Below are 24,127 nucleotides of genomic sequence, written 5' to 3' on the forward strand. Positions count from 1 at the left end.
TTGGGGAGCGGCTCCTCCTGTCAGGATCAGTGGGGCGAAAGGGCGTCGGGCGATCGGGGCATCCGAACCGGACGGGCTTGCCGAGCGAAGGCGGGGCACGGCACGCGAGCGGGCCGGCGGAAGCCGGGGGCCGAAACAGCGCTGGCCTTCGCGGTGCGTGGCGGTCGTGACATCTGCTGCACCCCTCTTCGCTGCTAGCCTCTTAGCAAAGCGGTTTCATTATTTTAATTCCGATTTTCTGATTGCATCGATAAGTTGAAATTATGACGAACCTGACACTCAAGCAGCTTCGCTATTTCGAGGCGCTGGCGCGGCACGGTCATTTCGGACGCGCGGCCGAGGCGTGCTCGATCTCGCAGCCGGCCCTGTCGATGCAGATCAAGGTTCTCGAGGGCGAGCTCGGCTCCGATCTCTTCGAGAGAGGCGGGCGCCAGGTTCGCCTGACGCGTTTCGGCGAGGGAATCGCGGAGCGGGCGAGGGAGATCCTGCGCTCGTTCGACGAGCTGGAAGGCTATGCCCGCGCCTCCCGCGGCGGGCAGGTCGCGCGGTTGCGCATCGGCGTGATCCCGACGGTCGCGCCCTATCTGCTGCCGAACCTCATCGGCGATCTCACCCGTCTGCATGGCGGCCTCGACCTCCATGTGCGCGAGACGCTGACGCCGAAGCTGGTCGAGGAATTGAACGAGGGGCGCCTCGACATGGCGATCGTCGCCTTGCCGGTATCGGAGCCGTCCCTGACCGAGGTCGCGCTTTTCACCGAGAGCTTCGTCCTTCTCCGCCCGCGCGCGGATGACGGGAAGCCGGCCCCGAGCCGCGAGGCGCTGCGCGAGATGAGGCTGCTGCTGCTCGAGGAGGGGCATTGCTTCCGTGATCAGGCCCTCTCTTTCTGCAATACCAGACCGCGTGCCGCGCAGCCGCGTGACCTTTTGGATGCGAGTTCGCTGTCGACGCTGGTCCAGATGGTCGATGCCGGGCTGGGCGTCACCCTGATCCCGGAAATGGCCGTGGCGGTCGAGACGCGCTCGGCTTCCGTCTCCATCGTCCGCTTCGAGGCGCCGCAGCCCTCCCGCACGATCGGCATGGTCTGGCGCAGGACGAGCCCGCTGGCCCCCCAGCTCCGCGAGATATCGGAGGTGGTTCGCCAGTCGGCGAGACCGTTGCCCTCACCGTGAGCGGGAGCGCGGGTCCGAGGCGTCGCGCAGGGCATCGCCGAGCAGGTTGAGCGCGAGCACCGTTGCCAGGATCGCGAGGCTCGGAAAGACCGCGAGCCACCAGGCGTCCAGGATGTTCTCGAAGCCTTCGCGGATCATGCCGCCCCAGGTCGCGGCCGGTGGCGGCACGCCGAGCCCGATGAAGCTCAGCGAGGCTTCCGTGCGGATCGCCGATGCCAGCCAGAGCGAGCTCATCACCACCACATCCGACAGCATGTTGGGCAGGATGTGCCGGGTCATGATCCGGAACGGCCCGCAGCCATAGGAGCGGCTCGCCTCGACGAAGTCGCGCTGGCGCAGCGTGATCGTCGGGGCGCGGGCCACGCGGGCGAAGGGCGCGATCTCGGTGACGGCGATGGCGATGATCAGGTTTTCCAGGCTCGCCCCCAGCATCGCGGCGATCATCAGGCCGAGCAGCAGGGTCGGGAACGCCAGCAGCACGTCGAGCACGCCCATGACGAGCTGGTCGAAGAGGCCGCCGATATAGCCGGCGATGACGCCGATCGCCGTGCCGATCAGCATGGCGATGAGGATCGCGACGAAGCCGACGAAGAGAGAGATGCGCGCCCCGTAGATCAGGCGCGAGAGCACGTCGCGGCCATAGGAATCGGTGCCGAGCCAGAACTCGGCCGAAGGTGGTTCGAGCCGGGCGACGATGTTCTGCTCGAGCGGATCGTGCGGCGCGAGCCAGGGCGCGAACACCGCGACGAAGACGATCAGGCCGAGCAGGACGAGGCCGATCCAGGCGAGCTTGTTCTGGCTGAAGGCGAGCCAGAGGCCGCCCGGCCGCAATTCGACGGTCGTGGAGGCGACGGCGCTCATGTGTATTTCACCCTTGGATCGACGAGGCCATAGGCCATGTCCGTCACGGTGTTCACGATGATCACGCAGATGGCGAAGATGATCATCAGCCCCTGCAGCAGCGTGTAGTCGCGGGCGTTGAGCGCGCCGATGATCAGCTTGCCCAGGCCCGGCCGGTTGAAGATGATCTCGGTCAGCACCGAATTGCCGATCAGCGTGCCGAAATAGAGCCCGACCACCGTGATGATCGGGATCAGGCTGTTGCGCAGCGCATGGGTGACGACGAGCCGGGTCGGGCTCACCCCCTTGGCGCGGGCGGTGCGGATATAGTCCTCGGTGAGGACGCCGAGCATCGCCGCACGCGTCACCCGCATCACATAGGCCGTCATGATGATGCCGAGATTGAGCGCCGGCAGCGCCAGCGCACGCAGGCGCTCCGTCAGGTCGCCCGAGCCGCTGGTATTGCCCAGCACCGGGAACCAGCCGAGCTGGATGGCGAAGACGATCAGCATCAGGATGCCGGAGACGAAGGCTGGGAAGGAGAGCCCGACCAGCGAGACGACGCGCGCGACATAGTCGATCCAGCCATTGCGGCTGAGCGCGGCGGCGACGCCGAGCGGCAGGCCGAAGACGAGGCCGATGGCGACGGCGGCGACCGTCAGTTCGATGGTCGAGGGCAGGACGAGCAGCACCTCCTGGATGACGCTGCGGCCGCTGCTCAGGGACTGGCCGAGATCGCCGGTGAGCACCTTGCCGATGAAGGCGAGGTACTGGACATGGACCGGCTGGTCGAGGCCGAGCTTCTCCCGCAGCGCCGCGAGCGAGGCGGCGCTCGCCTGATCGCCGAGGATGACGGAAGCGGCATCGCCCGGCACGAGCCTGACCAGCACGAAGATCGCCGTCAGCATCACGAACAGCGTGGGAATGGCGAGCAGGAGGCGCCTGACAACGAAGCTCGTCATGCCGCGGCCCTTTCCTGCATCAGGCGTTGCGGCGCGAAGGCCGCGATCTCGCGCCGGGTGTGGCCTTCGACGACGAGCTCGGCCAGGATCGAGCCGACGACCGGGACGAGCTGGAAGCCGTGCCCGGAGAAGCCGAAGGCATGGAAGAGGCCGGGCGCATTCGGCGAGGCGCCGATCACCGGCAGGCGGTCGCGCGTCTGCGCCTCGATTCCGGTCCAGCAACGGGCGATGCGGACCCCGTGCACGGCCGGGAAGAGGTCGCTCGACGCGCGCGCGCCCTTGGCCAGCTCGCTGAAGTTCACCGTGCTGCTTTCCCGGTCGAGATCGGCCGCGCCTTGCAGACCGCCGCCGATCACCAGCGTGCCCTGGTCCGACTGCTTGAAGGAGAGCGCCCGGCCGACCACGCTGACCACGGGGTCGAGCAGCGGCGCGAGGCGCTCGGTCACGATCATCATCGAGGCGCGCACGCCGAGCGCGATGTCGTCGCCGAACAAGGCCGCCAGCCGAGCCGCCCAGGCGCCGGCGGCATTGACCACGACCGGCGCGCGGAAGCGGCGATCGCCGCAGGCGAGCAGCCAGTCCGGGCCCTGCCGGTCGACCGCCTCGACGCCGCAGCCCTCGGCGATGACGACGCCCTCGGCCTCGCAGGCACGGCGGAAGGCGAGGATGGTCCGGTGCGGATCGGCCGCGCCGTCGCGTCGCGCGACCAGCGCGCCGACGCAATGCGGGCTCAGCGCCGGCACGAGGCGGCGCAGTTCCTTCGCATCGACCAGCTCCTCATGACTGTGCCCGAGCGCGCGCATCTTCGCCTCGCGCTGGAGCAGGGCCGGCATATGCTCGTCGCGTTCCGCGACATTGACCTGGCCACGGGCGTGAAAGCCGCAATCGTCGCCGACGATCTCCGCGATGCGATGCCACATCGCCATGGCCTCGAGCGAGATCGGCACCTCCGCGATGTCGCGGTTGAGGGTGCGCACCCCGGCAGCCGTGGCGCCCGAGGCGTGCCGGCCCGTCCAGCGCCGCTCGATCACCACGACGCGGCGGCCGGCGCGGGCCAGATGCAGCGCGGCGGACAGGCCGTGCAGCCCGCCCCCCACCACCGCGACATCGAAGGCCTCGATGCTCATGCCGCCGGCTCCTGCTCGTCGAGGCTGGCGAGTTCGCCGAGCGTCACGGGCTTCAAGGGCGGCCGGATGCGGTAGAAGCCGACCTCCTCGACAGGCCGGTTCTGAACCGCCGCGACGATATGGGCCATGGTGTAGCCGCATTGCCGCCCCTGACAGGGGCCCATGCCGGCGCGGGTGAAGGCCTTGAGCTGGTTCGGCCCAGGCCGCCCCTGCGCAGCGCGGGTGCGCAATTCGCCGGCCGTGACCTCCTCGCAGCGGCACACCAGCGTCTCGTCGGCGGGCGCGAAGACCTGCGGCCGCGGCGCGTAGAGAGCATCGAGGAAAGGCCGAAGCGCGAGCGCGCGTGACAGCGTGGCTCGCTCCGGACGCGCGGCGGCCTCGGCCGCATCGTCCCGCAGCTTTCCGAGCTTGGTGGCGACACGCAGCGCCGCGAGCCGCCCACGCGGCTCGGCCGCCTCGGCCCCGCCGATGCCGGCGCCGTCGCCGGCGACGAAGACGTTCGCCTGCGAGGTCTCGCCCCATCTGTCGAGCGCGGGGACCTGGCAATGCTGGCCGGCATCCCACTTGACCGCGCAGCCCAGCGCGAGCGGGGCATGGATGTTCGGCACAACGCCCTCATGGACGAGCAGCACCTCGGCGGCGACATCGCCTTCCCGGCCGTCCTGCGTGCGGTAATGCAGGCTTTCGAGACGCCCGTCGCCTTCGGCACGCAGCTCCGCGACATGGCGGATGATCGGGAAGCCGGCCCGTTTCAGCGCCAGCGACCAGGACAGGCCCTTGACGAGGTCGCCGAAGCGTCCGAGCCCCTGCGGCAGATGGCGCAGCGCCGCGCCGACCCGTCCGCGCGGCGTGGTGTCGAGGAAACCGGCGATCCGCCCGCCGGCCGCCAGAAGCTGCGTCATGTAGAGCAATGGCAGCGGCCCGCAGCCGGCGATCCAGACCGGCTTGTCCGGGACGGAATCGGCGGTCTTCAGCAGGATCTGCGCCGCGCCGACCGTCAGCACGCCCGGCAGCGTCCAGCCCGGGAAGGGCACCGGGCGCTCCTGCGCACCGGTGGCGAGGATGATCGCCTCGGCGGTCACGCTGCGGGCCCGGCCGTCGCGGGTCAGGAAGGCGCGAAACCCCGGCTCGATCTGCCAGAGCTGACTCTGAGGCTCGTAGAGGGCGCCGCAGGCGCGGAAGGCGGCGGCGCGGTCGACGCCGGCGCGATAGGCTTCTCCCAGCCGCGCCAGGCGCGGCGTCGCAGCGACGGTCTCGATGGCGCGCCAGATCTGGCCGCCGGGCGCCGACTGATCGTCGACCACCCGCACGGACAAGCCATGGCGGCGGGCTGTCACAGCAGCGGCCATGCCGGCCGGCCCCGCGCCGACGATCAGGAGATCGGTATGATGATCGCTCATGCGGAGAGGCTCCGGCGTCCCTGCTGGCGGGTCACGGACATGCCGTCCCGCACTGGCGTCAGGCAGCTCTGCACGGAGCCCTGGCCATCGACCTCGACGAGGCATTCGAAGCAGACGCCCATCATGCAATAGGGCGCGCGGCGGCTTTCCGAGACCGGCGTGGTCCGGTTCCAGCCTTCGGGCTGGCGCAGCAGCACGGCGGCGACGCTCTCTCCGGCTTCGGCCCGGACCGGGCGTCCGTCGATATGGACCGTGACGGTAGCCGGCCCTGGATCATGCAGCTTGCGGAACATCGAAGCGTCTCTGGTGGAAGGGAGAAAAGGTTTCGGAGAGCGAGCCGGCCGTGATCGCCTCGGCGAGGGGATCGGCATGGAAGGCCGCGAGCGTCACGCCGGAATGACAGAGCGCGACGAAGGCGCCGGGATGGCTCTCCGATTGCGCGTAGATCGGGTAGCCGTCGGGCGTCATGATCCGCAGGCCCGCCCATTGCCGGACGAGCCCGGCATGCGCGAGCGCGGGAATGGTCCGGACCGTCTTGCGGCTCAGCGAGGCGGCGGCTTCGGTGGTGGTCGAGGCATCGAAGCCGACCTCGTCCTTGGTCGCACCGATCATCACCGTGCCTTCCGCGGTCTGGCGCAGGCCGCTGGCGGGCAGGGGCAGGAAGGGGGCGAGCCGCTCGGTGACGAGCACCTGGCCCCGTTCCGGATGCACCGGCACGTCGAGCCCGACCTGCCGGCCGAGAGCCACCGAGCCGAGCCCGGCGGCGATGACGATGCGCGGCGCCGTCAATGTCTCGCCGTCGAGCACGAGACGGAAATCCGCACCGGCCCGCTCGATCCGCTCGACGCGGGCGCGATGGCGGATGCTGCCGCCGAGGCGGACCAGCCCGCCATGCAGCGCCGCCAGAAGCCGCAGCGGATTGGCGTAGCCGTCATGCCGGCCGAAGCTCGCGCCCGTCACGTCGGGACCGAGCCCGGCCTTGGGCAGCAGGCGCTCCAGCGCCGGCCGGTCGAGCATCTCCCAGTCCGGCTCGCCGTCGCCGCGCTGGTTGTGCAGGCGCATCAGGTCGAGGCGGCGCTTCTCGAAGGCCTCCTCCCCGAGGCAGAAGGCGAGGCCGCCATTCTGCTCGTAAGCGAGATCGCTTCCCGTCTCGGCTTCGAGCGCATCGGAAAAGCCGCGCCATAGCGCGATGCTCCGGCGCGTCAGGGCCTGATAGGCCGGCATGCCGAGCCCCTTGCCCTGCAGCCAGACCAGGCCGAAATTGGCGCGGGCCGCGCGGAAGTCGCCATCGTCGCCGTCGAGCAGCAGCACGTTCTGGCGTCGCTTCGCCAGGCCGTAGGCGATGGCTGCCCCGACCGTTCCCCCTCCGATGACGACGATGTCAGGCCGCATGTGAATTTCCCTTGCCGGCTGAGACGTTAGGGAGCCATCTTGTATTTCGTCAAAGTCGTTTTTTGCTGGTTCCTATTCTTCAGGGTTATGCGATGGTTCGGCGGCTCAACCTGCGTCAGGTCGAAGCCTTCAAGGCGGTCATCGAATACGGCACGGTGAGCCGCGCCGCCGAGATGATGAACATCTCGCAGCCCGCGATGAGCAAGCTGATCGCCCATCTCGAGGCCGATACGGGCTTGCAGCTCTTCGACAGGGTGAAGGGGCGGCTGGCGCCGTCGCGGCGCGGCATGCGGCTCTATGAGGAGATCGACCGCATCTTCGCGGGCGTGCGCCAGGTCGAGAATGCGGTGGAGGCCATCCGCCGCGACGAGCAGAGCCGGCTCCTGATCGGCGTCATGCCGGCGCTGTCGGGCTCCTTCATCCAGGAAGCGACCTCGCGCTTCCTGAAGGCGCAGCCCGGGGTGTTCTGTTCGGTGCAGTCGCGCAGCTCGCAATGGATCGCGGACGGGCTCGTCACCCGCAAGCTCGATGTCGGGCTGATCGTCGCGCCGATCGACAATCCCTATATCGTGGCGGAGCCGCTCATGGCGCATCCGGTCGTCTGCATCCTGCCGCTCGACCATCCGCTCGCGGCGCGGGAGGTGATCACGCCCCGCGACCTCGAAGGCGTTCCCTTCGTTTCCTTCGATCCCGAAAGCCATACCAGCCGGAGCATCGGCCGGGTCCTGGATGCCCATGGCGTCGTGCCGAACATCGTCATGGTGGCGAACGTCTCGCCCACGCTCTGCGAATTCGTCGCCGCGGGAACGGGCGTCTCGCTGGTGCATCCGCTGATCGTCGGCGGATTGCGCGACAAGCTTGCCATCCGGCGCTTCGAGCCGGGCGTTCAGCTCCATTTCCAGCTCTGCCGCATCCGCGACAGCCGCAACGCCCGGCTGGTCGATGCCTTTCTGCGGGGCGCACGCGAGGTGGCGGCCGAGATTTCGCAGAGGATCCTTACGCCGGGCTGAGCCTCAGGGTCGCGAAGGCTTGCAGCAGCGGAGCGTGATCGCCGTCGCGCAGGCGGCGAAGCGCGGCAAGCAAGGACTGCCGTTGCGCCGATGTGGCGACGAGCCGGCAGGCCCGTTCCAGCTTGGCCTCGAGATCGGCCCAGGACGGCGGATCCGAGGCTTCGCCGCGCGGCGCCGTGACGGGCGAGGCGAAGGAGCGTCCCTCGATGTGGATGGTGACGCGGGACAGGGTCTGCGCCGGAAAGCGGGCGTCGAGCGCGGGGTCGAGACTCAGCGAGACCTTTTCCGCGAGGGCGACGATCTCGGGCCGGTCGACGGCCGTTTCCGTCAGCGGCAGCAGCGCCTCCGGCCCGTCGATCGCGAGCAGGGCGAGGCAATAGGGGATCGAGAACTGGATATCGGTGAAGCTCTGTGGCCGTGGCCGGTTCGCCAGGCGCAGGGCGCCGCTATAGGTCGCGACCTCGATGGCGTCGATGCGGTGCGGCTCGATGCGGTTTTCGGCGATGAGGCTCACAAGCGCCTCGGCCGGCGCATGGACATGCCGGCAGCAGGCATGGAACTTCATGTAGTTGCGCGCAATGTAATGCTGTCGGCCGAGACCCTCCGCCAGCCCTTCGAGCAAAAAATGCTCGTCATTATCGAGGAGCGCCAGAGGGCCGGTATGTCCCGCCTCGGCCAGCAGCAGCGCGTTCGCGGCCGTCACGCTCGACCAGGGAATGCCTTCCTTGACGTCGCTGCCTTCCTGCGCGCGGAAGGCGGGCCCCGCCCCGGCATAGAGCTGGTTGGGCGCGCTGATGCCGGCGATGGCAAAACCATGCGCCAGTTGCTCCGCCGGCGTGCGCCTCAGAAAGCCGAGGGCCGCGACGACGCCGTAGCCTGACCACATCCCGGTATTGGCATAGAAGCGTCGGGCCGCGCCGACCGCGACGCCGACCTCGTAGCCGACGACGATCGCCTGCAGCAGCTCGTCCGTCGTGGCCCCTGCCTCCTGTGCCGCTGCGAAGGCGGCCGGGATGATCGCGGCTCCGGGATGGCCGCGCGCGATCCGGTGCCCGTCGTCGAGATCGAGTGCGGCGGAAGCCGAGGCATTGCACCAGATCGCGCCGGCAAGGCCCGAGCTCTGCCCCGTGAACCAGACGGACAGGGCACCGCCGGCCATGGTCACCCGCGCGACCTGCCGAACCGCGCGCGGGCCTGGCGCCGCGATGCCGGCGGCCGCGGCCGCCACGAGATCGAGCACGCTGCGGCAGGCCGCCTCCCGCAGTTCCGCCGTCAGGGGCTCGCGGCGGGCGGCGCCGATAGAGGCCGCGAGGTGTCGCACGATCTCCACGGCGGAGCTCCCGGCTCGGGCGCCTCAGCGCGGCTTCAGCGTGGTGGCTTCGGTGATCGGCGGGGCGAGGTTCATCGCGCCCTTGAGCTCGTAGCCGAGATCGAGCCGGTCGCTGCGCGCCCAGACCTGCCGCAGCTCGAACAGCGGGATGGCGCAGACATCCTCCATGATCTTGCGCTGCGCCTCCTTCCACAGGGCCTTCTGCGTGTCGGCATCCGGCGCGGTGCGTGCTTCCTCGATCTCCTTGTCGGCGACCTTGCAGTGCGAGAAATTGGTCGCGGCGGTCGGCGTGCCCACCGTCGCCCGCGAATGGAAGAACTCGCTGAGATAGGTGTCGGCGATGGGGAAGCGCGCCGCCCCGTAAAAGACCAGGCCGCTCAGGTCCTTGCGCGTCTGGCTCTGATAGGTGGCGTGGTCGACGACCTGCATCTCGAGCTTGATCCCGGCCTTGGCGAGCTGCGCCTGGATGATCTCCATGATCGGCTGCTGCGCCGAGATGTTCGAGACGATGGCCTTGATCGTCACGCCGTCCTTGTGGCCAGCCTCGGCGAGCAGTTCCTTGGCCTTGGCGAGATTGAAGTCGTAGCGGACCGAGCAGTCCTCGCCGAGATAGCCGGGCGGCACGATCGAGCAGCCCTTGGGGCCAACATCCTTGCCGACATAGCGCACGAGATCGTCGACATTGACCGCGGCGGCGATGGCGCGGCGCACGCGGATGTCGTCCAGCGGCGGCTGGCTCTGGTTGAGGTGCAGCAGCCGGTATTCGCCGGGCCGGAAGATCTCGACATTGAAGCCCGCACGCTTGCGGGCGGAATCGACCCAGCGCTGCTCGCGCTTGGCATAGATCAGATCGACCTCGCCTGAGGTGAAGGCGAGCTCGCGGGCGCTGTCGGAGGGGATGGCGCGGATCACGATGCTGTCGATCTTCGGCTTGCCGCGGAAATAGTTCGGGTTGGCGGCGAGCTTGACGTATTGCTGGGTCACCTGCTCGACATAGGTGAAGGGGCCGGTGCCGACGGGATTCGTGCCGAATTTGTCGCCCAGCTCCTCGGCCGCCTTGCGGCTGACGATGTTGCCGCCATGGTAGTTCGTGACGCGGCCGAGGAAATTGACGTCCGTATATTTCAGCGTGACCCGAACCGTGAGGTCGTCGAGCTTCTCGATCTTTTCGATCGCCGCGAAATCCGAGGAGAAGGTCGAGCGCTTGGGGTCGGCCGAGCGCTGCAGCGAATAGACGACATCGTCCGCCGAGAGCGTGCCCCAGTCGCCATGGAACTTGACCCCCTGGCGGAGATGGAACGTCCAGACCTTGCCGTCCGGCGACTGCTCCCAGCGCTCGGCCAGATCCGGCTCGATATCCTTCGGATCGGCGCTCCCGGGCTTGAAGCGGACGAGGCCGTTATACATCCAGCCGATCACGGTCTTGTCGCTGGTGGAGCTGGCGCGGTGCGCATCGAGCGTCGAGACATTGCCGTCCCCGGCGACGCGCAGCACGGTCTCCTGGGCCATGCCTGCGACCGGCAGGCAGGCGGCGAGCACCAGGCCGGCGAGCCCGACGACAGAGTTCCTGATCATGCAATCCCCTCGACTTTGTTTCTTGGCTCCAGTCTGGGCGCTGCGATCCCAGGCTGTCCAAGTCGAAATCGGGTGGGGCGTATTCTGATTGGTTATAGAAGAGGGGCTCGCGGCAGCCGCCATCGACGGCATCACGCGGATGGCGCGATATCGCGACGTTCGAAAAGGCTGCGATGCCGATGGCCGGACGGGTCTGCGGGTGGCGTCAGGACTTGAACAGCTTGAAGTGGCTGTTGAATTCCCGGTAGCTGGTTTCCAGGATCCTGGTGCCGCCTTGTGTCTTCAGCGTCTCGCCGGTCGCCACGCCGAGATCGGCCGCTGTCTCCGCCGGCCCTTCCTCGGTGGCGATGATGCGCTCCTGCCCATCGAGCGAGGTGACCTGAGCCTGCAGCGTCAGCCGGCCGTCCTTCCAGTTCGCGCAGGCCCCGACCGGCAGGCTGCAGCCTGCTCCCAGCGTATGCATCATGGCGCGCTCGGCATCGACTTCGGCGCGCGTCTGCGGGCACTGGATGGCCTGCAGCACCTTGAGGATGTCGCTGTCCTGCGCACGCGCCTCGATGCCGAGGGCGCCCTGGCCGACGGCATAGGGGAAGGCATGGGGATCGAGCGCCTCGGTCGTCGCATCGGCGAGGCCGAGGCGCCTCAGGCCGGCCTCGGCGAGAATCACGGCATCGAGGGCGTCATCCCCCTCGATCTTGGCCAGCCGGGGGCCGACATTCCCGCGGATCGGCACGACCGTCACGTCCGGCCGCAGGCTCAGGATCTGCGCGCGCCGGCGCAAGGAGCCGGTGCCGACCCGTGCGCCGGGACGCAGGCTTTCCAGCGTCGCGCCGCAGAGAGCGTCGCGCGGATCTTCGCGCTTGGGCACGGCGGCGAGCACGAGCCCGTCGCGCAGGGTCGTCGGCAGATCCTTCAGGGAATGGACGACGAAGTCCACCTCGTTGCGAAGAAGCTGCTCCTCATGCTCGGTCGTGAAGACGCCGACCATGCGAAACTGGTGGAATTCCGACACCCTGTCGCGATCGGCGACGGTCGAAGCCGATCGGATCTCGAATTCGATATCCGGGAATGCCGCCTTGATCAGGCCGATGACGAAGTTGGTCTGAGCCATCGCCAGCGGGCTTCGGCGGGTGCCGACTCGAAGCAACATTTGTTCTTTCCGAATTCAGGTAGCGGACTGCCCAATGTGACCGGGGCTGTAACATCGCTCACCCGGCGCGCCTAGTGCCGCCATGCGGGAACGAGCCGCGACTGAATGCGGGCAGGCCGCCAATGTCCGGCGGATCTGCTCAATGATGCGCGAGGATTTCCCCGAGAAAGGCACGCGAGCGCTCGTGCCGCGGGTTCGAGAAGAACGCGTCCGGCGCGTTCTCCTCGACGATCTCGCCATCGGCCATGAAGATCACGCGGTCGGCCACCTGGCGTGCGAAGCCCATTTCATGGGTGACGCAGATCATGGTCATGCCGTCGCGCGCCAGGGACACCATCGTGTCCAGCACTTCCTTGACCATTTCCGGATCGAGTGCCGAGGTCGGCTCGTCGAACAGCATGGCCTTGGGCTCCATGCACAAGGCGCGCGCGATCGCGACGCGCTGCTGCTGGCCGCCGGAGAGCTGGGCCGGGTATTTCGCCGCCTGGTCGCCGATGCGCACCCGCTCCAGGTACTTCCGGGCCGTCTCTTCCGCCTCGGCGCGCGAGAGCTTGCGCACCCGCATCGGCGCGAGGATGCAGTTTTCCAGCACCGTCTTGTGCGGAAACAGGTTGAATTGCTGGAACACCATGCCGACCTCGCGGCGCACGGCATCGACGGCGTCCTGGCTGTCGCTCAGCCGGTGGCCAGCCACCACGATCTCTCCGCTCGCGATCGGTTCGAGATGGTTGATGCAGCGGATCAGCGTCGATTTGCCCGAGCCGGAGGGGCCGCAAAGCACGATCTTCTCGCCCTTGGTGACGGAGAAGTCGATGCCCTTGAGGGCATGGAACGGGCCGTAGAATTTCTCGACCTGCCGCATCTCGATCATCGGAGCGGCCTCTTTTGGGAAGGCGCGGCTGGCGCTGTCATGGGTCCGGGTCACGTCGATCTCCCTCATTTTGCCGCCCCGGCCGCCATTCGCTGCTCGAGCCTGCGGCCCCAGAGCGACAGTGGCCAGCACATGGCGCAGTACAGCGCGCCCACCACGCCGAAGACGAGCAAGGGCTTGTAGATCTGGTTGGAAACGATGGTGCCGGCCCGGGTCAATTCGATGAAGCCGACGATCGCGGCGAGCGACGTCCCCTTGAGCAATTGCACGAGGAAGCCGACGGTCGCCGGCAGCGAGAGCTTGAAGGCCTGCGGCATGACGACGTCGACCATCCGGCTCCAGCCGGGCAGGCCGAGCGCATTGGCGGCCTCGCTCTGGCCTGATGGCACGGCCTGGATCGCGCCGCGCCAGATCTCGCCGAGGAAGGCCGAGGCATGCGCCGTCAGCGCGACCGAGACGGCGGCCCAGGCCGGGAAGTTGAAGCCGAGCAGCGGCAGGCCGAAATAGGCGACGAAGAGCTGCATCAGCAGCGGCGTGCCCTGGAACACCCCGATCCAGCAGATCATCGGAATCCGCAGCCAGGGCGAAGGCGAGACCCTGAGCACCGCAACGACGATGCCGAACAGGATGCCGCCGACGAAGCCGATGACGGTGAGGAACAAGGTCCAGAGCAGGCCTTGCAGCAGATAGGTCAGTTCCTGGATGCCCATGTCCTGCCTCCTCAGCGCTGCGGATAGCTGAAGGCCCAGCGGCCCAGCGCCGCGAGCAGCCACATCGTGACCAGCGAGATCACCAGATAGATCGAGGTCAGCGTGAAATAGACCTCGAAGCTGCGGAAGGTTTCCGCCTCGATGCGCTGGCCGACCGAGGTCAGTTCATAGGCGGAGATCGAGGTGCAGATCGCCGTGGTCAGCGTCAGCAGGATGAACTGGCTGGCGAGCGAGGGATAGATCGCGCGCAGCGCCGGGATGAGCACGATCAGCCGGAAGACCTCGTGCTTGTGCAGGCCGAGCGCCAGGCCGGCTTCCGTCTGCCCCTTCGGGATGCTCTCGACGCCGCCGCGGATGATCTCGATCGCATAGGCGCCGCCATTGAGGCCGAGCGCCAGGATGGCCGTGACCGTCGGATTCAGGCGGACGCCCGCGAGCGGCAGCGCGAAGAACAGAAAGAAGATCTGCACCAGGAACGGCGTGTTGCGGATGATCTCGACGAAGAGCGTCACCAGCAGCGAGGGGATCCGCATCTGCATCCGCAGGATGACCACGCCCGTGACACCGACGACCATGGCGATGACCATGCCGGAAAAGGCCAGGAACAAGGTTCCCAGCGCTCCGAACAGCAGCGATTTCCAGGCGTCGGCCACGACGCTGAAGTCGAGAGTCATCGTTCTTCCCTTGCGGTGCGCTTTGTCTCAGTCATCCCAGGCGGGCGCCCACTCGAAGCTGGAATAGCGCTGGCCGCGGGCAAGCCCGTGGATCGCAGCCATGTCTTCCGGCGACAGCTCGAAATCGAAGATCTCGAGATTGGCCCGCATGTTCTCGGGCTTGGACGAGCGCGGGATCGCGCCGACGCCATCTTGCTGGACCAGCCAGCGCAGCGTCACCTGTCCCGCCGACTTCCCGTATTTGCGGCCGAGCGCATTGAGCAGGTCGTTGTCGAAGACCTTGCCGCGCGCGATCGGCTGGTAGGCGTTCAGCAGCATGCCGGCGCGCCGCATCCGGGCCAGCAGCTTCTCCTGCGACAGGAAGGGGTGATACTCGACCTGATTGCAGAACAATTCGGCCTTGTGGATCTCCAGCGCCTCGTCGAGCAGCGCGACTGGGAAGTTGCTGACGCCGATCAATCGCGTGCGTCCCTTCCGCTTCTCCTCGGCGAAGGCTGCCAGCGTCTCAGCCAGCGGAACATCCTTCGCCGGCCAGTGGACGAGCAGCAGGTCGACCTGGTCGAGCCCGAGCCGGTCGAGGCTTTCGTCGACGCGGCGATGGACGGTCTCCGGTGCGAGGTCGTTGAACCAGATCTTGGTCGTGACGAAGAGCTCGCCGCGCGGTACGCCGGAGGCGCGGATCGCCCGCCCGACCTCGGCCTCGTTGCCATAGCGGATCGCCGTATCGATCTGCCGGTAGCCGAGATCGATCGCGGTACGGATCGCCGCCTCGCCGGCAGGGCCGGTGATCTCGAAGGTTCCGAACCCCAGAGCCGGAATGACCTCGCCCTGGATCGTCTTGGTCGTGGCTGCGATCGTGCCGGTCATGGGGCTGTTCCTCCTTGTGCGAGCATCTCCGCCAGCGTGACCGTGCGGTCTTCGCGGGCGGCAAGATCGACCGCGAGCGTCGCGGCCAGCGTGGCCATGCCGTCCCGGGCGGTGATCAACGGCTGCTGCTCCCGCCTGACGACGGCGGCGAAATGGGTAAGCTGGGCGACATAGGTCGGCAGGCCGGCAGCGCCGCGGTAATGTCGCGCCAGCGGGTGCTGCCAGTGTTCGTCGTCGCGCTCGTGACGCCACAGATACATGTCCGAGACCGACAGGGCAGCCTTGCGCCCGGCCAGGAACAGGCAAGGCCCCGGCTGCGTGGGATGGTAGAGCGCCTGGCCGGAGCTGTATTCCCAGGCCCAGGGGCTGACGGCGTTGTCGGAGATGATGAAGCTGCCCAGCGCGCCATTGGCGAAGCGGATCGAGAGGCTCGCTCCATCCTCGACCGCGAAGCCGCGCGCATGGGAGGTGAAGGCGCGGATGCTGTCGATCTCGCCGACCAGGTGGCGCAGGATGTCGATGTCGTGGATCAGGTTGATGAGCAGCACGCCCCCGCCGGCGCTTTTCCTCCAGGCGACGTCGAAATAGTTGGCCGGCTTGTCGAACAGCGTCATGCCGTTGACGGCGACGATGTCGCCGAGCTCGCCGGCTGTGATCGCCTGCTTCGCCGCGCGGATGTCGGGGCTGTGGCGGCGTTGATGGCCGACCAGCACCGGCACGCCGGTGCGTTCGGACGCCTCGACGATCCGGGCGGCGGAAGCGATGCTTTCCGCGACGGGCTTCTCGATCAGGCAGGCGATGCCGCGTTCGATGCAGGCCAGCGCTGCCGGGGCGTGGAGCTGGTTCGGCAGCGCGATGATCGCGCCGTCGGGGCGCAACTCGTCGAGCATGGCGACATAGTCGGACCGGTACGGCACCGACAGCCGCTCGGCCAGCTTCGCGGCCTCAGGGGAGGGGTCGCAGATGGCGGCGATGGCGATGTCGGGATGCGACGCCATCAGGTCCGCGTGCTCGCGGCCGATGAGGCCCGCTCCAAGCAGGGCGATGCGGATCATCGGGTCAGCTCTGCCATGGCGCGCAAGGCGAGCCGATAACCATAGGCGCCGAGCCCGGCGATCACGGCGGTGGCCGTCTTCGAGACCAGCGAGTTGTGGTAGATCGCCTCGCGCTGATGGATGTTCGAGATGTGCAGTTCGATCTTCGGGCGATCGAACATCTTGAGCGCGTCGAGTATGGCGATCGAGGTGAAGGTGTATCCCGCCGGATTGATGATGATGCCGGCGGCATCCTTCCGCGCGGCATGGACCGCCTCGATGATCTCGCCCTCGAAATTCGACTGGCGGAAGTCGATGGCGAGGCCGAGCTCGGTCGCGTCGGTCTCGCACCAGCCCCGGATCTCGTCGAGGGTGGTGCGGCCGTAGATCTCAGGCTCGCGCTGGCCGAGCAGATTGAGGTTCGGTCCGTTCAGGATGAAGATCGTTCGCATGGCGGTTCCTGGCGAGATCGGCAGCCGGACGCGGCCGCATGGATGCGGTCGCGCCTCGTCTCAAGAGGGTCGGGTGGCGCTCGGTGCGGCCCGTCACTTCACGGTGAAGGGCACGCCCTCGACGGCGGCCGGGAAGCTCGGCAGGGGCTGGGCCAGCCATTTCTCGCTGATCTTCGCGAGCCGGCCATCGGCCGCGACCTTGTCGATGAACTGGTTGAGCCAGGCATTGATCTCGGCATCGCCGAGCTTGGTGCAGATGCCCTGCCACTGCTCGTTGAAGACCAGCTTCTGCTCGTAGTCGTTGCCGGGCGAGGCCCTGTCGAGATTGATCTTGTAGGTCGTGTTGCCGCCGATCGCATCGACCTGGCCGGAGACCAGGGCCTGCATCGTCGAGCTGTCGTCGTCGAAGCGGCGGATATTGGGGACGTCGCCGAGCAGCGTCGTGATCGACTTGTCCTGCGCGGCGCCGCGCGGCACGCCGATGCGCAGGTTACGGGCATCCTCGATGGTCTCGATCTTGTTCTTCTTGCTGGAGAGCAGGATGATCTTCAGGCCCGAATAGGGCTTCGAGAACTGCACCGCCTTGGCGCGGTCGGGATACATGCCCATCACGGCCATCTGCAGATCGACCTTGTTGGTCAGCAGGTTGGGGATGCGGGCGGCCACGGCGTTCGGCACGAACTCGACCTTGACGCCGAGCTCCTCGCCGATCAGCCGGCCCACATCGACGTCGTAGCCGATGTTCTGGCCGCTCGCGTCGATCGAGCCCCAGGGAGCCTGCTCGCCCATCACGCCGATGCGGATGACGCCCGCCTTCTTGATCTTTTCGAGCGACTGGGCGTCGGCCTGCGCGGTGGCGCCGACGAAGCCGAGCCCTGCCACCAAGGCAAATGCGGCGGCGCGAAGTGAAGAAATGCCCAACATGAATCCTCCTCTGATGTGCTGATACGTCGCCGGCTTCTTGGGCCGGCTGCCTGACCTCGAAGCGTTGCCGCTTCGATCTCTTGCCCCTCGTCGAAAGCCTGGAAGCTGAATCCGGCTTTCGGGGTCGTTCATCCCGCGCGAGGCTGTGCGCGGTTATTGCGCCTGCATATCCTCGCTGGTGAGGCTGAAGGCCGTCTCGTAGACGTCGACACGCGGCGCGACGAGCGTTCCCGTCGTCGTCGCCAATTGCTGTGCAGCGGTCAGTGCTGCCTCGATCCCCGCTCGGGAAGCGCCTTCCAGCAGCAGCACGACGTCGAAGCCTCTCTCCGCCATCGCGCTGCGCAGCTCCGTCTCGCGGGTGCGGACGCCGGAAACCTCGCTGCGGGCGATCCCGAGATGGACGCAGGCGACGCCGGGCAGGGCGAGCACGGCCTCGACGAGGCCCTGCGCCGCCTGTCGCAGGACTGCGCCGCTGCCGGCCTCCGCGAAATCGAAGCGCAGCGTCGCCATGCTGCCGCCGTCGCCGGTCCCGGCCGACGCGACCCTGTCGCAGGCGACGCGCAGGAAATTCTGGAAGCTCGGCGCGATCTCCGCCGTCCAGCGCGTGGGATTGTTCAGCCGTTCGAGATAGGCCGGGGAGCGGAAGACCTCGACATCATCGGCCGCATAGATCGTCCCGAAGACATGGCGGTCTGCCTGCGGCGCATGCAGGCGCTTGCCCGTGCGAAAGCCGGGAATCGACAGCCGTTCCGGCATGTGCTCGCGCGTGTGCCACTCGATATAGGCTTCATGTCCGCCCTCGGCGATATCGTGCCAGATCGCGAGGAAAGCTGATCCCTTCAGTCCCATCGTACCCGTCTCTCAGACGCTCCTGCCTGCGGGCTCTGCAATCGGCCGCTTGACAAGGAGCTCGTTTCCTCTCCAACTAACCTACTAGAATGTTAGTATGTCGAATGAGTCAAGTGCCCGTTGTCAGAAGGGCCCGGCTCCCGGGAGGATGAAATGCAGGGAAGCGAGACACCGCGCGTCGCGATCGTGACGGGAGGGGCAGGCGGGCTGGGCTTTCCGATCGCCGCGCGCCTGGCCGCGAAAGGCCACAAGGTCGCGATCTGGGACATCGACGGCGACCGCGCCGTCGCTGCGGCCGCGAAGCTGCCGGGCGCCAGGGGTTATGCGGTCGACGTGACCGACGAGAAGGCGGTCGCGGATGCGACGACCCGCGTCGTCGGAGAACTCGGCCCGCTCGGCATCCTCGTCACCTGTGCCGGCCATAACGGGCCGCTGGCCCCCTTCGCGGAGTATCCCAGCGAGGGCTGGCGCTTCGTCATGTCGCTCAATCTCGACGCCGTCTTCCATTGCTGCCAGGCGGCGGTGCGCGAGATGCTCAAGACCGGCTATGGCCGCATCGTCAACATGGCGTCGATCGCCGGCAAGGAGGGCAACCCCAACGCGGTCGCCTATTCCGCCTCCAAGGCCGGCGTGATCGGCCTGACCAAGTCGATCGGCAAGGAGCTCGCGACCACGCAGATCCGGGTGAACTGCGTGACGCCGGCGGCGATCGAGACCGAGATGCTCCAGCAGCTCACGCCCGAATTCAGGGCCTATGTCGTCTCCAAGATTCCGGTCGGCCGGCTCGGACAGGCGGAGGAGGTGGCGGCGCTGGCGGGCTGGCTGGCGTCGGAGGAGTGCTCGTTCTCGACCGGCGCCGTCTTCGACGTCTCGGGCGGCCGCGCGACCTATTGAGGACGGCATGTACAAGCAGCACAGCCTGTCGCTGGCTTATCTCACCGTCCAGGGTTGCCCGCCGGTCGAGCATGTCCGCTGCGCCGCGGTGGCCGGCTACGACGCGGCCGGCCTCAGGCTGATCGCGCCGCTCGGGCTCGAGCTTGCGCATCCCATCGTCGGCGACAAGGCGCTGATCCGCGAGATCCGGACGACGGCCGCCGATCTCGGGATCGGCTTTCTCGATGGCGAGGTCTTCACCCTCCGAGCGGACACAGCGATTGAGTCCTGGCTGCCCGTCATCGAGACGGCGGCGGAATTCGGCATGCCACTGATGCAGATCACCTCGGAGGATCCCGATCTGTCGCGGGCCTCCGACAATCTCGGGCGGATCGCGGATGTCGCCGGCGGGCACGGCATCGCGATCGCGATCGAGTTCATGCGCTGGCGCGCCGCGGCGACCATCGAGGATGCGGCGCAGCTCGCCGCCGCGTCAGGACGCGGGAATGTCGGCATCCTGCTCGACGCCTTGCATCTGTCGCGCTCCGGCGGCGGGCCGGCGGCGGTCGCGGCGCTGCGGGACAAGGTGCTCTATCTCCAGCTCTGCGACGCTCCCGCGAGCCAGCCTGCCGACGATGCGGGGCGCATCGCGGAAGCGCGGGGCGCGCGCATGATTCCGGGCGAGGGTGGCCTGTGGCTGGGGGAACTGATGGCGGAGTTGCCGCCGGACATCGCGATCAGCGTCGAGACGCCGCATCGCGGCGACGCGTCGTTGAGCTTTGTGGAAAAGGCGCGCCGGGGCATCGCCGGAACGCGCAATTTCCTCGATTCGCTTTAGGTTCGGAGCAGGATGCGAAAAAGTGGGAACCGGTTTTTCGCGACTATCCTGCTCCAACTTTTAGGTGAGAGACGGATTCAGATTTCAAATGGGATCACCTCGTGATCCCATTTGAAATCATCCGGCTCTAGCGGCGGATACCGCGCGCCGAGGCGTGCCGCCGAGGGGAGAAGCCGGGCATCGTCCGGCCCCGGTGGCCAGGAAGGAGATGTGGCGAGGTGGGTGCAAGACAGCGGGGAGGTCTGACCTTGCGCGTGACCGAACGCCTGCGTCAGGCGATCGTCGACGGCGAGGTGGAGCTCGGCGACGCGCTCTCGGAGGACAAGCTCGCGACCAGGCTCGGCGTCAGCCGCAGCCCGGTGCACGAAGCCTTGACGGCGCTGGAGCAGCAGGGGCTGATCGACATCAAGCCGCAGCGCGGCAGCTTCGTCTTCCTGCCGACAAAGGAGGACATCGAGAATCTCTGCGAGTTCCGGCTGATGATCGAGGCGGAGGCGCTTCGCCTGGCCATGCGGCGCCGGCGTGACGAGACGCTCGCCGCGCTGAAGGCGGCCGCGCAGGGCATGCAGGAGGCCGTCCTCGCCGGCGATCATCTGCGCAGCTCGCACGGGGATACGGCGTTCCATGGCGTGTCGATCGAGAACAGCGGCAACAGCTACCTGATCAATGCCTATCGGCTCGTCTCGGGAAAGGTCGCGGCGCTGCGCTCGCACCGCTCCACGGATTCGATCCGTGGCGAAGCGAGCGCCGAGCATTTCGAGATCATCGCCAGGCTGGAAGAGGATGATCTGCCGGCGGCGCTCGAGGCGCTCTCGAACCACATCCTGAAGATGGCGAAACGCTATAGCGTCGAGCCGTCGCAGGAGCGCGTGGCGACGAGCCGGGCCTCGCGAAGCCCGTCGCTGGAGCATTTCGCTCCGCTTTTGGACTGATCGAAGCCTGCGCCGACACAGGTCAAAGTGACGCTTTGCGCTCTGCCCCGGATTCGCGCAGCATGGCGCGATCGTGAAAGGGCATCATTTGCTGCAACCGAGACATGGGCGCTTCGATGTCAGCCGCGCCGAGCTGTGGGCCGATGGCGTGGTCCATGGGCTCGGGATCGTGCTCGGCCTTGTTGCGGTGGCCGCGCTCATCCTGCGCGTGCTCACGGCGGCGCCCTTGACTGATCTCGTCCCCGTCGCGATCTACGGCACCGCGCTGCTGGCCGTGCTGATCGTTTCGGCAATCTACAATCTATGGCCGGTCTCGCCGATGAAGTGGCTGATCCGGCGCTTCGACCATTCGGCGATCTATGTGCTGATCGCGGGAACCTATACGCCCTTCCTGATGAAGCTCGGCTCGAGCCTCATGGCGCAGATCCTGCTCGCCGTGGTTTGGGCCGCGTCGGTCCTGGGCGTCGTGCTGAAGCTCGCCTTTCCCGGCCGGCTCGATCGGCTTTCGATCGTGCTCTATCTCGTCATCGGCTGGAGCGGCATCCTGCTGTGGCAGAGCATCGCCGAATTGCCCGCGACCAGCCTCTGGCTCATGCTCGCGGGTGGTCTGCTCTACTCGATCGGCGTCATCTTCCACGTCTGGGAAAGCCTGCCGTTCCAGAACGCGATCTGGCACGGCTTCGTGCTCGTGGCCTCCGGCTGCTTCTATGGGGCCGTCTTTCGGGCCTATGCGGTCGTCTCAGTGGCCTGAGCGCGCCTCGCGGGCAAGGTCTCGCACCGGGCGGTCCGGCTGGTCGCTCACCGCCGAAAGCTGGCATTCTTCGTGCTAAGTCTCTTCATGTAGGATGGAGGCCGGCCAGAACGCAGCTCGGCCGCCCGCGTCCGGATGTCTCTGAAGCGAGGTGAGGCCATGGCCTACCGCATGGCGGTCGGAAATCAGAACTGGGCCTTCGCCGATCTCAAGGAGGTGATGGCGAAAGCCACGCCCCTGCGCTCCGGCGACATGCTCGCCGGGATCGCCGCCGGTTCGGCGGAGGAATGCGTGGCGGCGAAGCTCTGCCTCGCCGAGGTGCCGCTCAAGGCTTTCCTCACCGAGACCTTCGTTCCCTATGAGAGCGACGAGGTCACGCGGTTGATCCTGGATCGTCACGATGCCCAGGCCTTCGCGCCGGTCGCGCATATGACGGTCGGCGATTTCCGCGACTTCCTGCTCTCCGAGAGCGCCGATACCCGGATGCTGGCGGCGCTGGCGAAAGGCATCACGCCGGAGATGGCCGCCGCCGTCTCCAAGCTGATGCGCAATCAGGATCTCATCCTGGCGGCGAGCAAGTGCCGGGTGGTCACGCGGTTCCGCAACACGATCGGCTTGCCCCGGAGGCTTTCCGTCCGCCTGCAGCCCAACCACCCGACCGATGACCGGCGCGGCATCGCGGCTTCCGTCGTCGACGGGCTGATGTATGGCTGCGGCGACGCGGTCATCGGCGTCAACCCGGCCTCGGATTCGGTGGAGGTCATGGCCGATCTGGCGCGGCTCTTCGAGGAGATCATCGGGAAGCTGGAGATTCCGACCCAATCCTGCATCCTGACCCATGTGACGACGACGATCGGCCTGATCGAGAAGGGCCTGCCGATCGACCTCGTCTTCCAGTCGATCGCGGGAACCGAAGCGGCCAACCGCTCCTTCGGCGTCGATCTGGCGGTCTTGGCCGAAGGGCGCGAGGCCGCCCTCGCGCTGCAGCGCGGCACGCTCGGCGACAACGTCATGTATTTCGAGACGGGGCAGGGCTCGGCGCTCTCGGCCGGGGCGCATCACGGCGTCGACCAGCAGACGCTGGAAGCGCGGGCCTATGCGGTGGCGCGCGCCTTCTCCCCGCTCCTGGTCAATACCGTCGTCGGCTTCATCGGTCCGGAATATCTCTATGACGGCAAGCAGATCATCCGGGCCGGGCTCGAGGACCATTTCTGCGGCAAGCTGCTCGGCCTGCCGATGGGCTGCGACATCTGCTACACCAACCATGCCGAAGCCGATCAGGACGACATGGACACGCTCCTGACCCTACTGGCGACGTCGGGGATCAACTTCGTCATGGGCGTGCCGGGTGCCGACGACGTGATGTTGAACTACCAGTCGACCTCCTTCCACGACCAGCTTTACGTCCGGGAGCTGCTGGGGCTCGGCCGCGCCCCGGAGTTCGAGGCCTGGCTGCAGCAGGTCGGGATCACCGACGCGACCGGCCGGCTGCGTGCCGAGCCGGGGGCGCTGCCGCTGCTCTCCCGCTCGATCGGTCTGGCGGCATGAGCGAGCGCGACCGTGGCGAGATGGAGCGTGGAAAGAAGGCCGATGCCCTGTGGTCGCGGCTCGCCGAGCTGACCCCGGCGCGGGTCGCGCTCGGCCGCGTCGGCGCGAGCTTGCCGACACGCGAGGTTCTGCGCTTCCAGATGGCTCATGCGGCCGCGCGCGACGCGGTCCATATCGCCCTCGATATCGACGCCCTCGAAGCCGAGGTGAAGGCGCTCGGAAGCTCCTGCCTGCGGGTCAGGTCGGATGCGACGCAGCGCGATCTCTATCTGCGGCGTCCCGATCTCGGCCGGCGGCTGGATCAGGCCAGCGCGACACGGCTCGACGGCGCGGCAGAGCATGGCTGCGATCTGGTCATCGTCATCGGGGACGGCCTGTCCTCACGTGCCGTGGCCGGCAACGCGCCGCCTCTCGTCGCGCATCTTCTGGCTTATTGTACGCATCTGGGGCTGAGCGTCGCGCCGGTCGTGCTGGCGGAAGGCGCCCGTGTCGCACTTGGAGACGAGGTCGGTGAGCGGCTGGCGGCACGCATGAGCCTCGTCCTGATCGGGGAGCGTCCCGGCCTTTCCGCGCCGGACAGCCTGGGCGCCTATCTCACCTTGTCGCCGCGGCGGGGCTTGAGCGACGCCAGCCGGAACTGCGTGTCCAATATCCGTCCGGGCGGCCTCGACAGCGAAGCGGCGGCCTACAGGATCGCCTGGCTGATGAAGCGCGCCTTCGCGCTGAACGTCACCGGCACGCGCCTCAAGGATGAAAGCGACCGGGAACCGGAGCCGGAGATCGTTCGGCTGTCGGTACGACCGACGAGCGCATGATCCAGCGTCTCGCAGGCGTGCGGGAAGGCCG

At 67.6% G+C, this 24,127-nt stretch carries 25 protein-coding genes; 8 read left to right on the forward strand and 17 right to left on the reverse strand.

Annotated features, from left to right (window positions below):
- Positions 1-263 precede the first annotated feature (263 nt).
- Entirely contained in the window at positions 264-1,172 is a 909-nt protein-coding gene (locus GY40_RS00105; RefSeq protein WP_038357650.1) for a hydrogen peroxide-inducible genes activator, read from the forward strand.
- Here the strand turns inward: GY40_RS00105 and GY40_RS00110 are convergent.
- From GY40_RS00110 to GY40_RS00135, 6 genes are read right to left on the reverse strand one after another with little or no spacing between them, the layout of a single operon-like run.
- Positions 1,164-2,033, reverse strand: a complete 870-nt coding sequence (locus GY40_RS00110; protein ID WP_038357651.1) for an ABC transporter permease — start codon at positions 2,031-2,033, stop codon at positions 1,164-1,166. The two genes, GY40_RS00105 and GY40_RS00110, sit on opposite strands and share 9 nt — an antisense overlap.
- Positions 2,030-2,974: an ABC transporter permease gene (locus GY40_RS00115; RefSeq protein WP_038357652.1), complete on the reverse strand. Its 945-nt coding sequence runs from the start codon at positions 2,972-2,974 to the stop codon at positions 2,030-2,032. The genes GY40_RS00110 and GY40_RS00115 overlap by 4 nt, the downstream gene beginning before the upstream one ends.
- Positions 2,971-4,101: an NAD(P)/FAD-dependent oxidoreductase gene (locus GY40_RS00120; RefSeq protein ID WP_038357654.1), complete on the reverse strand. Its 1,131-nt coding sequence runs from the start codon at positions 4,099-4,101 to the stop codon at positions 2,971-2,973. The genes GY40_RS00115 and GY40_RS00120 overlap by 4 nt, the downstream gene beginning before the upstream one ends.
- Positions 4,098-5,501, reverse strand: coding sequence for an FAD/NAD(P)-dependent oxidoreductase (locus GY40_RS00125; protein WP_038357656.1), 1,404 nt, complete (start codon positions 5,499-5,501; stop codon positions 4,098-4,100). The genes GY40_RS00120 and GY40_RS00125 overlap by 4 nt, the downstream gene beginning before the upstream one ends.
- Positions 5,498-5,794 carry a (2Fe-2S)-binding protein gene (locus GY40_RS00130; RefSeq protein WP_038357658.1) on the reverse strand — a complete coding sequence of 99 codons (297 nt, stop codon included), beginning with the start codon at positions 5,792-5,794 and terminating at the stop codon, positions 5,498-5,500. Before GY40_RS00130 ends, GY40_RS00125 begins: the two co-directional genes overlap by 4 nt.
- Entirely contained in the window at positions 5,775-6,893 is a 1,119-nt protein-coding gene (locus GY40_RS00135; RefSeq protein WP_038357660.1) for an NAD(P)/FAD-dependent oxidoreductase, read from the reverse strand. The genes GY40_RS00130 and GY40_RS00135 overlap by 20 nt, the downstream gene beginning before the upstream one ends.
- A gap of 92 nt (positions 6,894-6,985) precedes the next feature.
- Here GY40_RS00135 and GY40_RS00140 point away from each other — a divergent pair, with 92 nt between their 5' ends.
- Positions 6,986-7,903 carry a LysR substrate-binding domain-containing protein gene (locus GY40_RS00140; RefSeq protein ID WP_038357662.1) on the forward strand — a complete coding sequence of 306 codons (918 nt, stop codon included), beginning with the start codon at positions 6,986-6,988 and terminating at the stop codon, positions 7,901-7,903.
- On the opposite strand, the gene GY40_RS00145 is transcribed toward GY40_RS00140, so the two are convergent.
- The 11 genes from GY40_RS00145 to GY40_RS00195 form a co-directional block, all read right to left on the reverse strand.
- On the reverse strand, positions 7,890-9,233 hold the full coding sequence (locus tag GY40_RS00145) for an MmgE/PrpD family protein (RefSeq protein WP_038357664.1): 1,344 nt from the start codon (positions 9,231-9,233) through the stop codon (positions 7,890-7,892). The two genes, GY40_RS00140 and GY40_RS00145, sit on opposite strands and share 14 nt — an antisense overlap.
- A gap of 24 nt (positions 9,234-9,257) precedes the next feature.
- The gene (locus tag GY40_RS00150) at positions 9,258-10,808 is read right to left on the reverse strand and encodes an ABC transporter substrate-binding protein (RefSeq protein ID WP_038357665.1); all 1,551 of its coding nucleotides are present in this window, start codon (positions 10,806-10,808) and stop codon (positions 9,258-9,260) included.
- A 205-nt stretch (positions 10,809-11,013) separates the two neighbouring features.
- Positions 11,014-11,958 carry a hydroxymethylbilane synthase gene (gene hemC, locus GY40_RS00155; RefSeq protein ID WP_038357667.1) on the reverse strand — a complete coding sequence of 315 codons (945 nt, stop codon included), beginning with the start codon at positions 11,956-11,958 and terminating at the stop codon, positions 11,014-11,016.
- A gap of 139 nt (positions 11,959-12,097) precedes the next feature.
- Positions 12,098-12,829 (reverse strand): amino acid ABC transporter ATP-binding protein, encoded by a 732-nt coding sequence (locus tag GY40_RS00160; protein WP_038357780.1) that lies wholly within the window; start codon positions 12,827-12,829, stop codon positions 12,098-12,100.
- A 65-nt stretch (positions 12,830-12,894) separates the two neighbouring features.
- Positions 12,895-13,539 (reverse strand): amino acid ABC transporter permease, encoded by a 645-nt coding sequence (locus GY40_RS00165; protein ID WP_038357668.1) that lies wholly within the window; start codon positions 13,537-13,539, stop codon positions 12,895-12,897.
- Positions 13,540-13,550: 11 nt separating this feature from the next.
- Complete coding sequence (locus GY40_RS00170; RefSeq protein WP_038357669.1) at positions 13,551-14,213, reverse strand: amino acid ABC transporter permease; 663 nt, start codon at positions 14,211-14,213, stop codon at positions 13,551-13,553.
- Between the two features lie 27 nt (positions 14,214-14,240).
- Complete coding sequence (locus GY40_RS00175; RefSeq protein ID WP_051987366.1) at positions 14,241-15,080, reverse strand: aldo/keto reductase; 840 nt, start codon at positions 15,078-15,080, stop codon at positions 14,241-14,243.
- Entirely contained in the window at positions 15,077-16,135 is a 1,059-nt protein-coding gene (locus GY40_RS00180; RefSeq protein ID WP_038357671.1) for a Gfo/Idh/MocA family protein, read from the reverse strand. Before GY40_RS00180 ends, GY40_RS00175 begins: the two co-directional genes overlap by 4 nt.
- The gene (gene aroQ, locus GY40_RS00185; protein WP_038357673.1) at positions 16,132-16,566 is read right to left on the reverse strand and encodes a type II 3-dehydroquinate dehydratase; all 435 of its coding nucleotides are present in this window, start codon (positions 16,564-16,566) and stop codon (positions 16,132-16,134) included. The genes GY40_RS00180 and aroQ overlap by 4 nt, the downstream gene beginning before the upstream one ends.
- A 93-nt stretch (positions 16,567-16,659) precedes the next feature.
- Positions 16,660-17,490: a transporter substrate-binding domain-containing protein gene (locus GY40_RS00190; RefSeq protein WP_038357674.1), complete on the reverse strand. Its 831-nt coding sequence runs from the start codon at positions 17,488-17,490 to the stop codon at positions 16,660-16,662.
- 153 nt (positions 17,491-17,643) lie between these two features.
- Positions 17,644-18,339 carry a hypothetical protein gene (locus GY40_RS00195; protein ID WP_051987367.1) on the reverse strand — a complete coding sequence of 232 codons (696 nt, stop codon included), beginning with the start codon at positions 18,337-18,339 and terminating at the stop codon, positions 17,644-17,646.
- A gap of 153 nt (positions 18,340-18,492) precedes the next feature.
- Here GY40_RS00195 and GY40_RS00200 point away from each other — a divergent pair, with 153 nt between their 5' ends.
- The 6 genes from GY40_RS00200 to eutC all read left to right on the forward strand — a co-directional run bounded on the left by GY40_RS00200 (position 18,493) and on the right by eutC (position 24,096).
- The gene (locus tag GY40_RS00200) at positions 18,493-19,233 is read left to right on the forward strand and encodes an SDR family NAD(P)-dependent oxidoreductase (protein ID WP_038357675.1); all 741 of its coding nucleotides are present in this window, start codon (positions 18,493-18,495) and stop codon (positions 19,231-19,233) included.
- 7 nt (positions 19,234-19,240) lie between these two features.
- Entirely contained in the window at positions 19,241-20,050 is an 810-nt protein-coding gene (locus GY40_RS00205; RefSeq protein WP_051987368.1) for a sugar phosphate isomerase/epimerase family protein, read from the forward strand.
- 254 nt (positions 20,051-20,304) lie between these two features.
- On the forward strand, positions 20,305-20,982 hold the full coding sequence (locus tag GY40_RS00210) for a GntR family transcriptional regulator (protein ID WP_248311052.1): 678 nt from the start codon (positions 20,305-20,307) through the stop codon (positions 20,980-20,982).
- 88 nt (positions 20,983-21,070) lie between these two features.
- Complete coding sequence (locus GY40_RS00215) at positions 21,071-21,733, forward strand: PAQR family membrane homeostasis protein TrhA (protein WP_038357677.1); 663 nt, start codon at positions 21,071-21,073, stop codon at positions 21,731-21,733.
- Between the two features lie 159 nt (positions 21,734-21,892).
- Positions 21,893-23,281, forward strand: coding sequence for an ethanolamine ammonia-lyase subunit EutB (locus GY40_RS00220; RefSeq protein ID WP_038357679.1), 1,389 nt, complete (start codon positions 21,893-21,895; stop codon positions 23,279-23,281).
- Positions 23,278-24,096 (forward strand): ethanolamine ammonia-lyase subunit EutC, encoded by an 819-nt coding sequence (gene eutC, locus GY40_RS00225; protein WP_081925029.1) that lies wholly within the window; start codon positions 23,278-23,280, stop codon positions 24,094-24,096. The genes GY40_RS00220 and eutC overlap by 4 nt, the downstream gene beginning before the upstream one ends.
- Positions 24,097-24,127 lie beyond the last annotated feature (31 nt).

Origin of the sequence: Allobosea sp. UNC402CLCol (assembly GCF_000745475.1) — a bacterium.
Taxonomy (GTDB): Bacteria; Pseudomonadota; Alphaproteobacteria; order Rhizobiales; family Beijerinckiaceae; genus Allobosea; species Allobosea spartocytisi.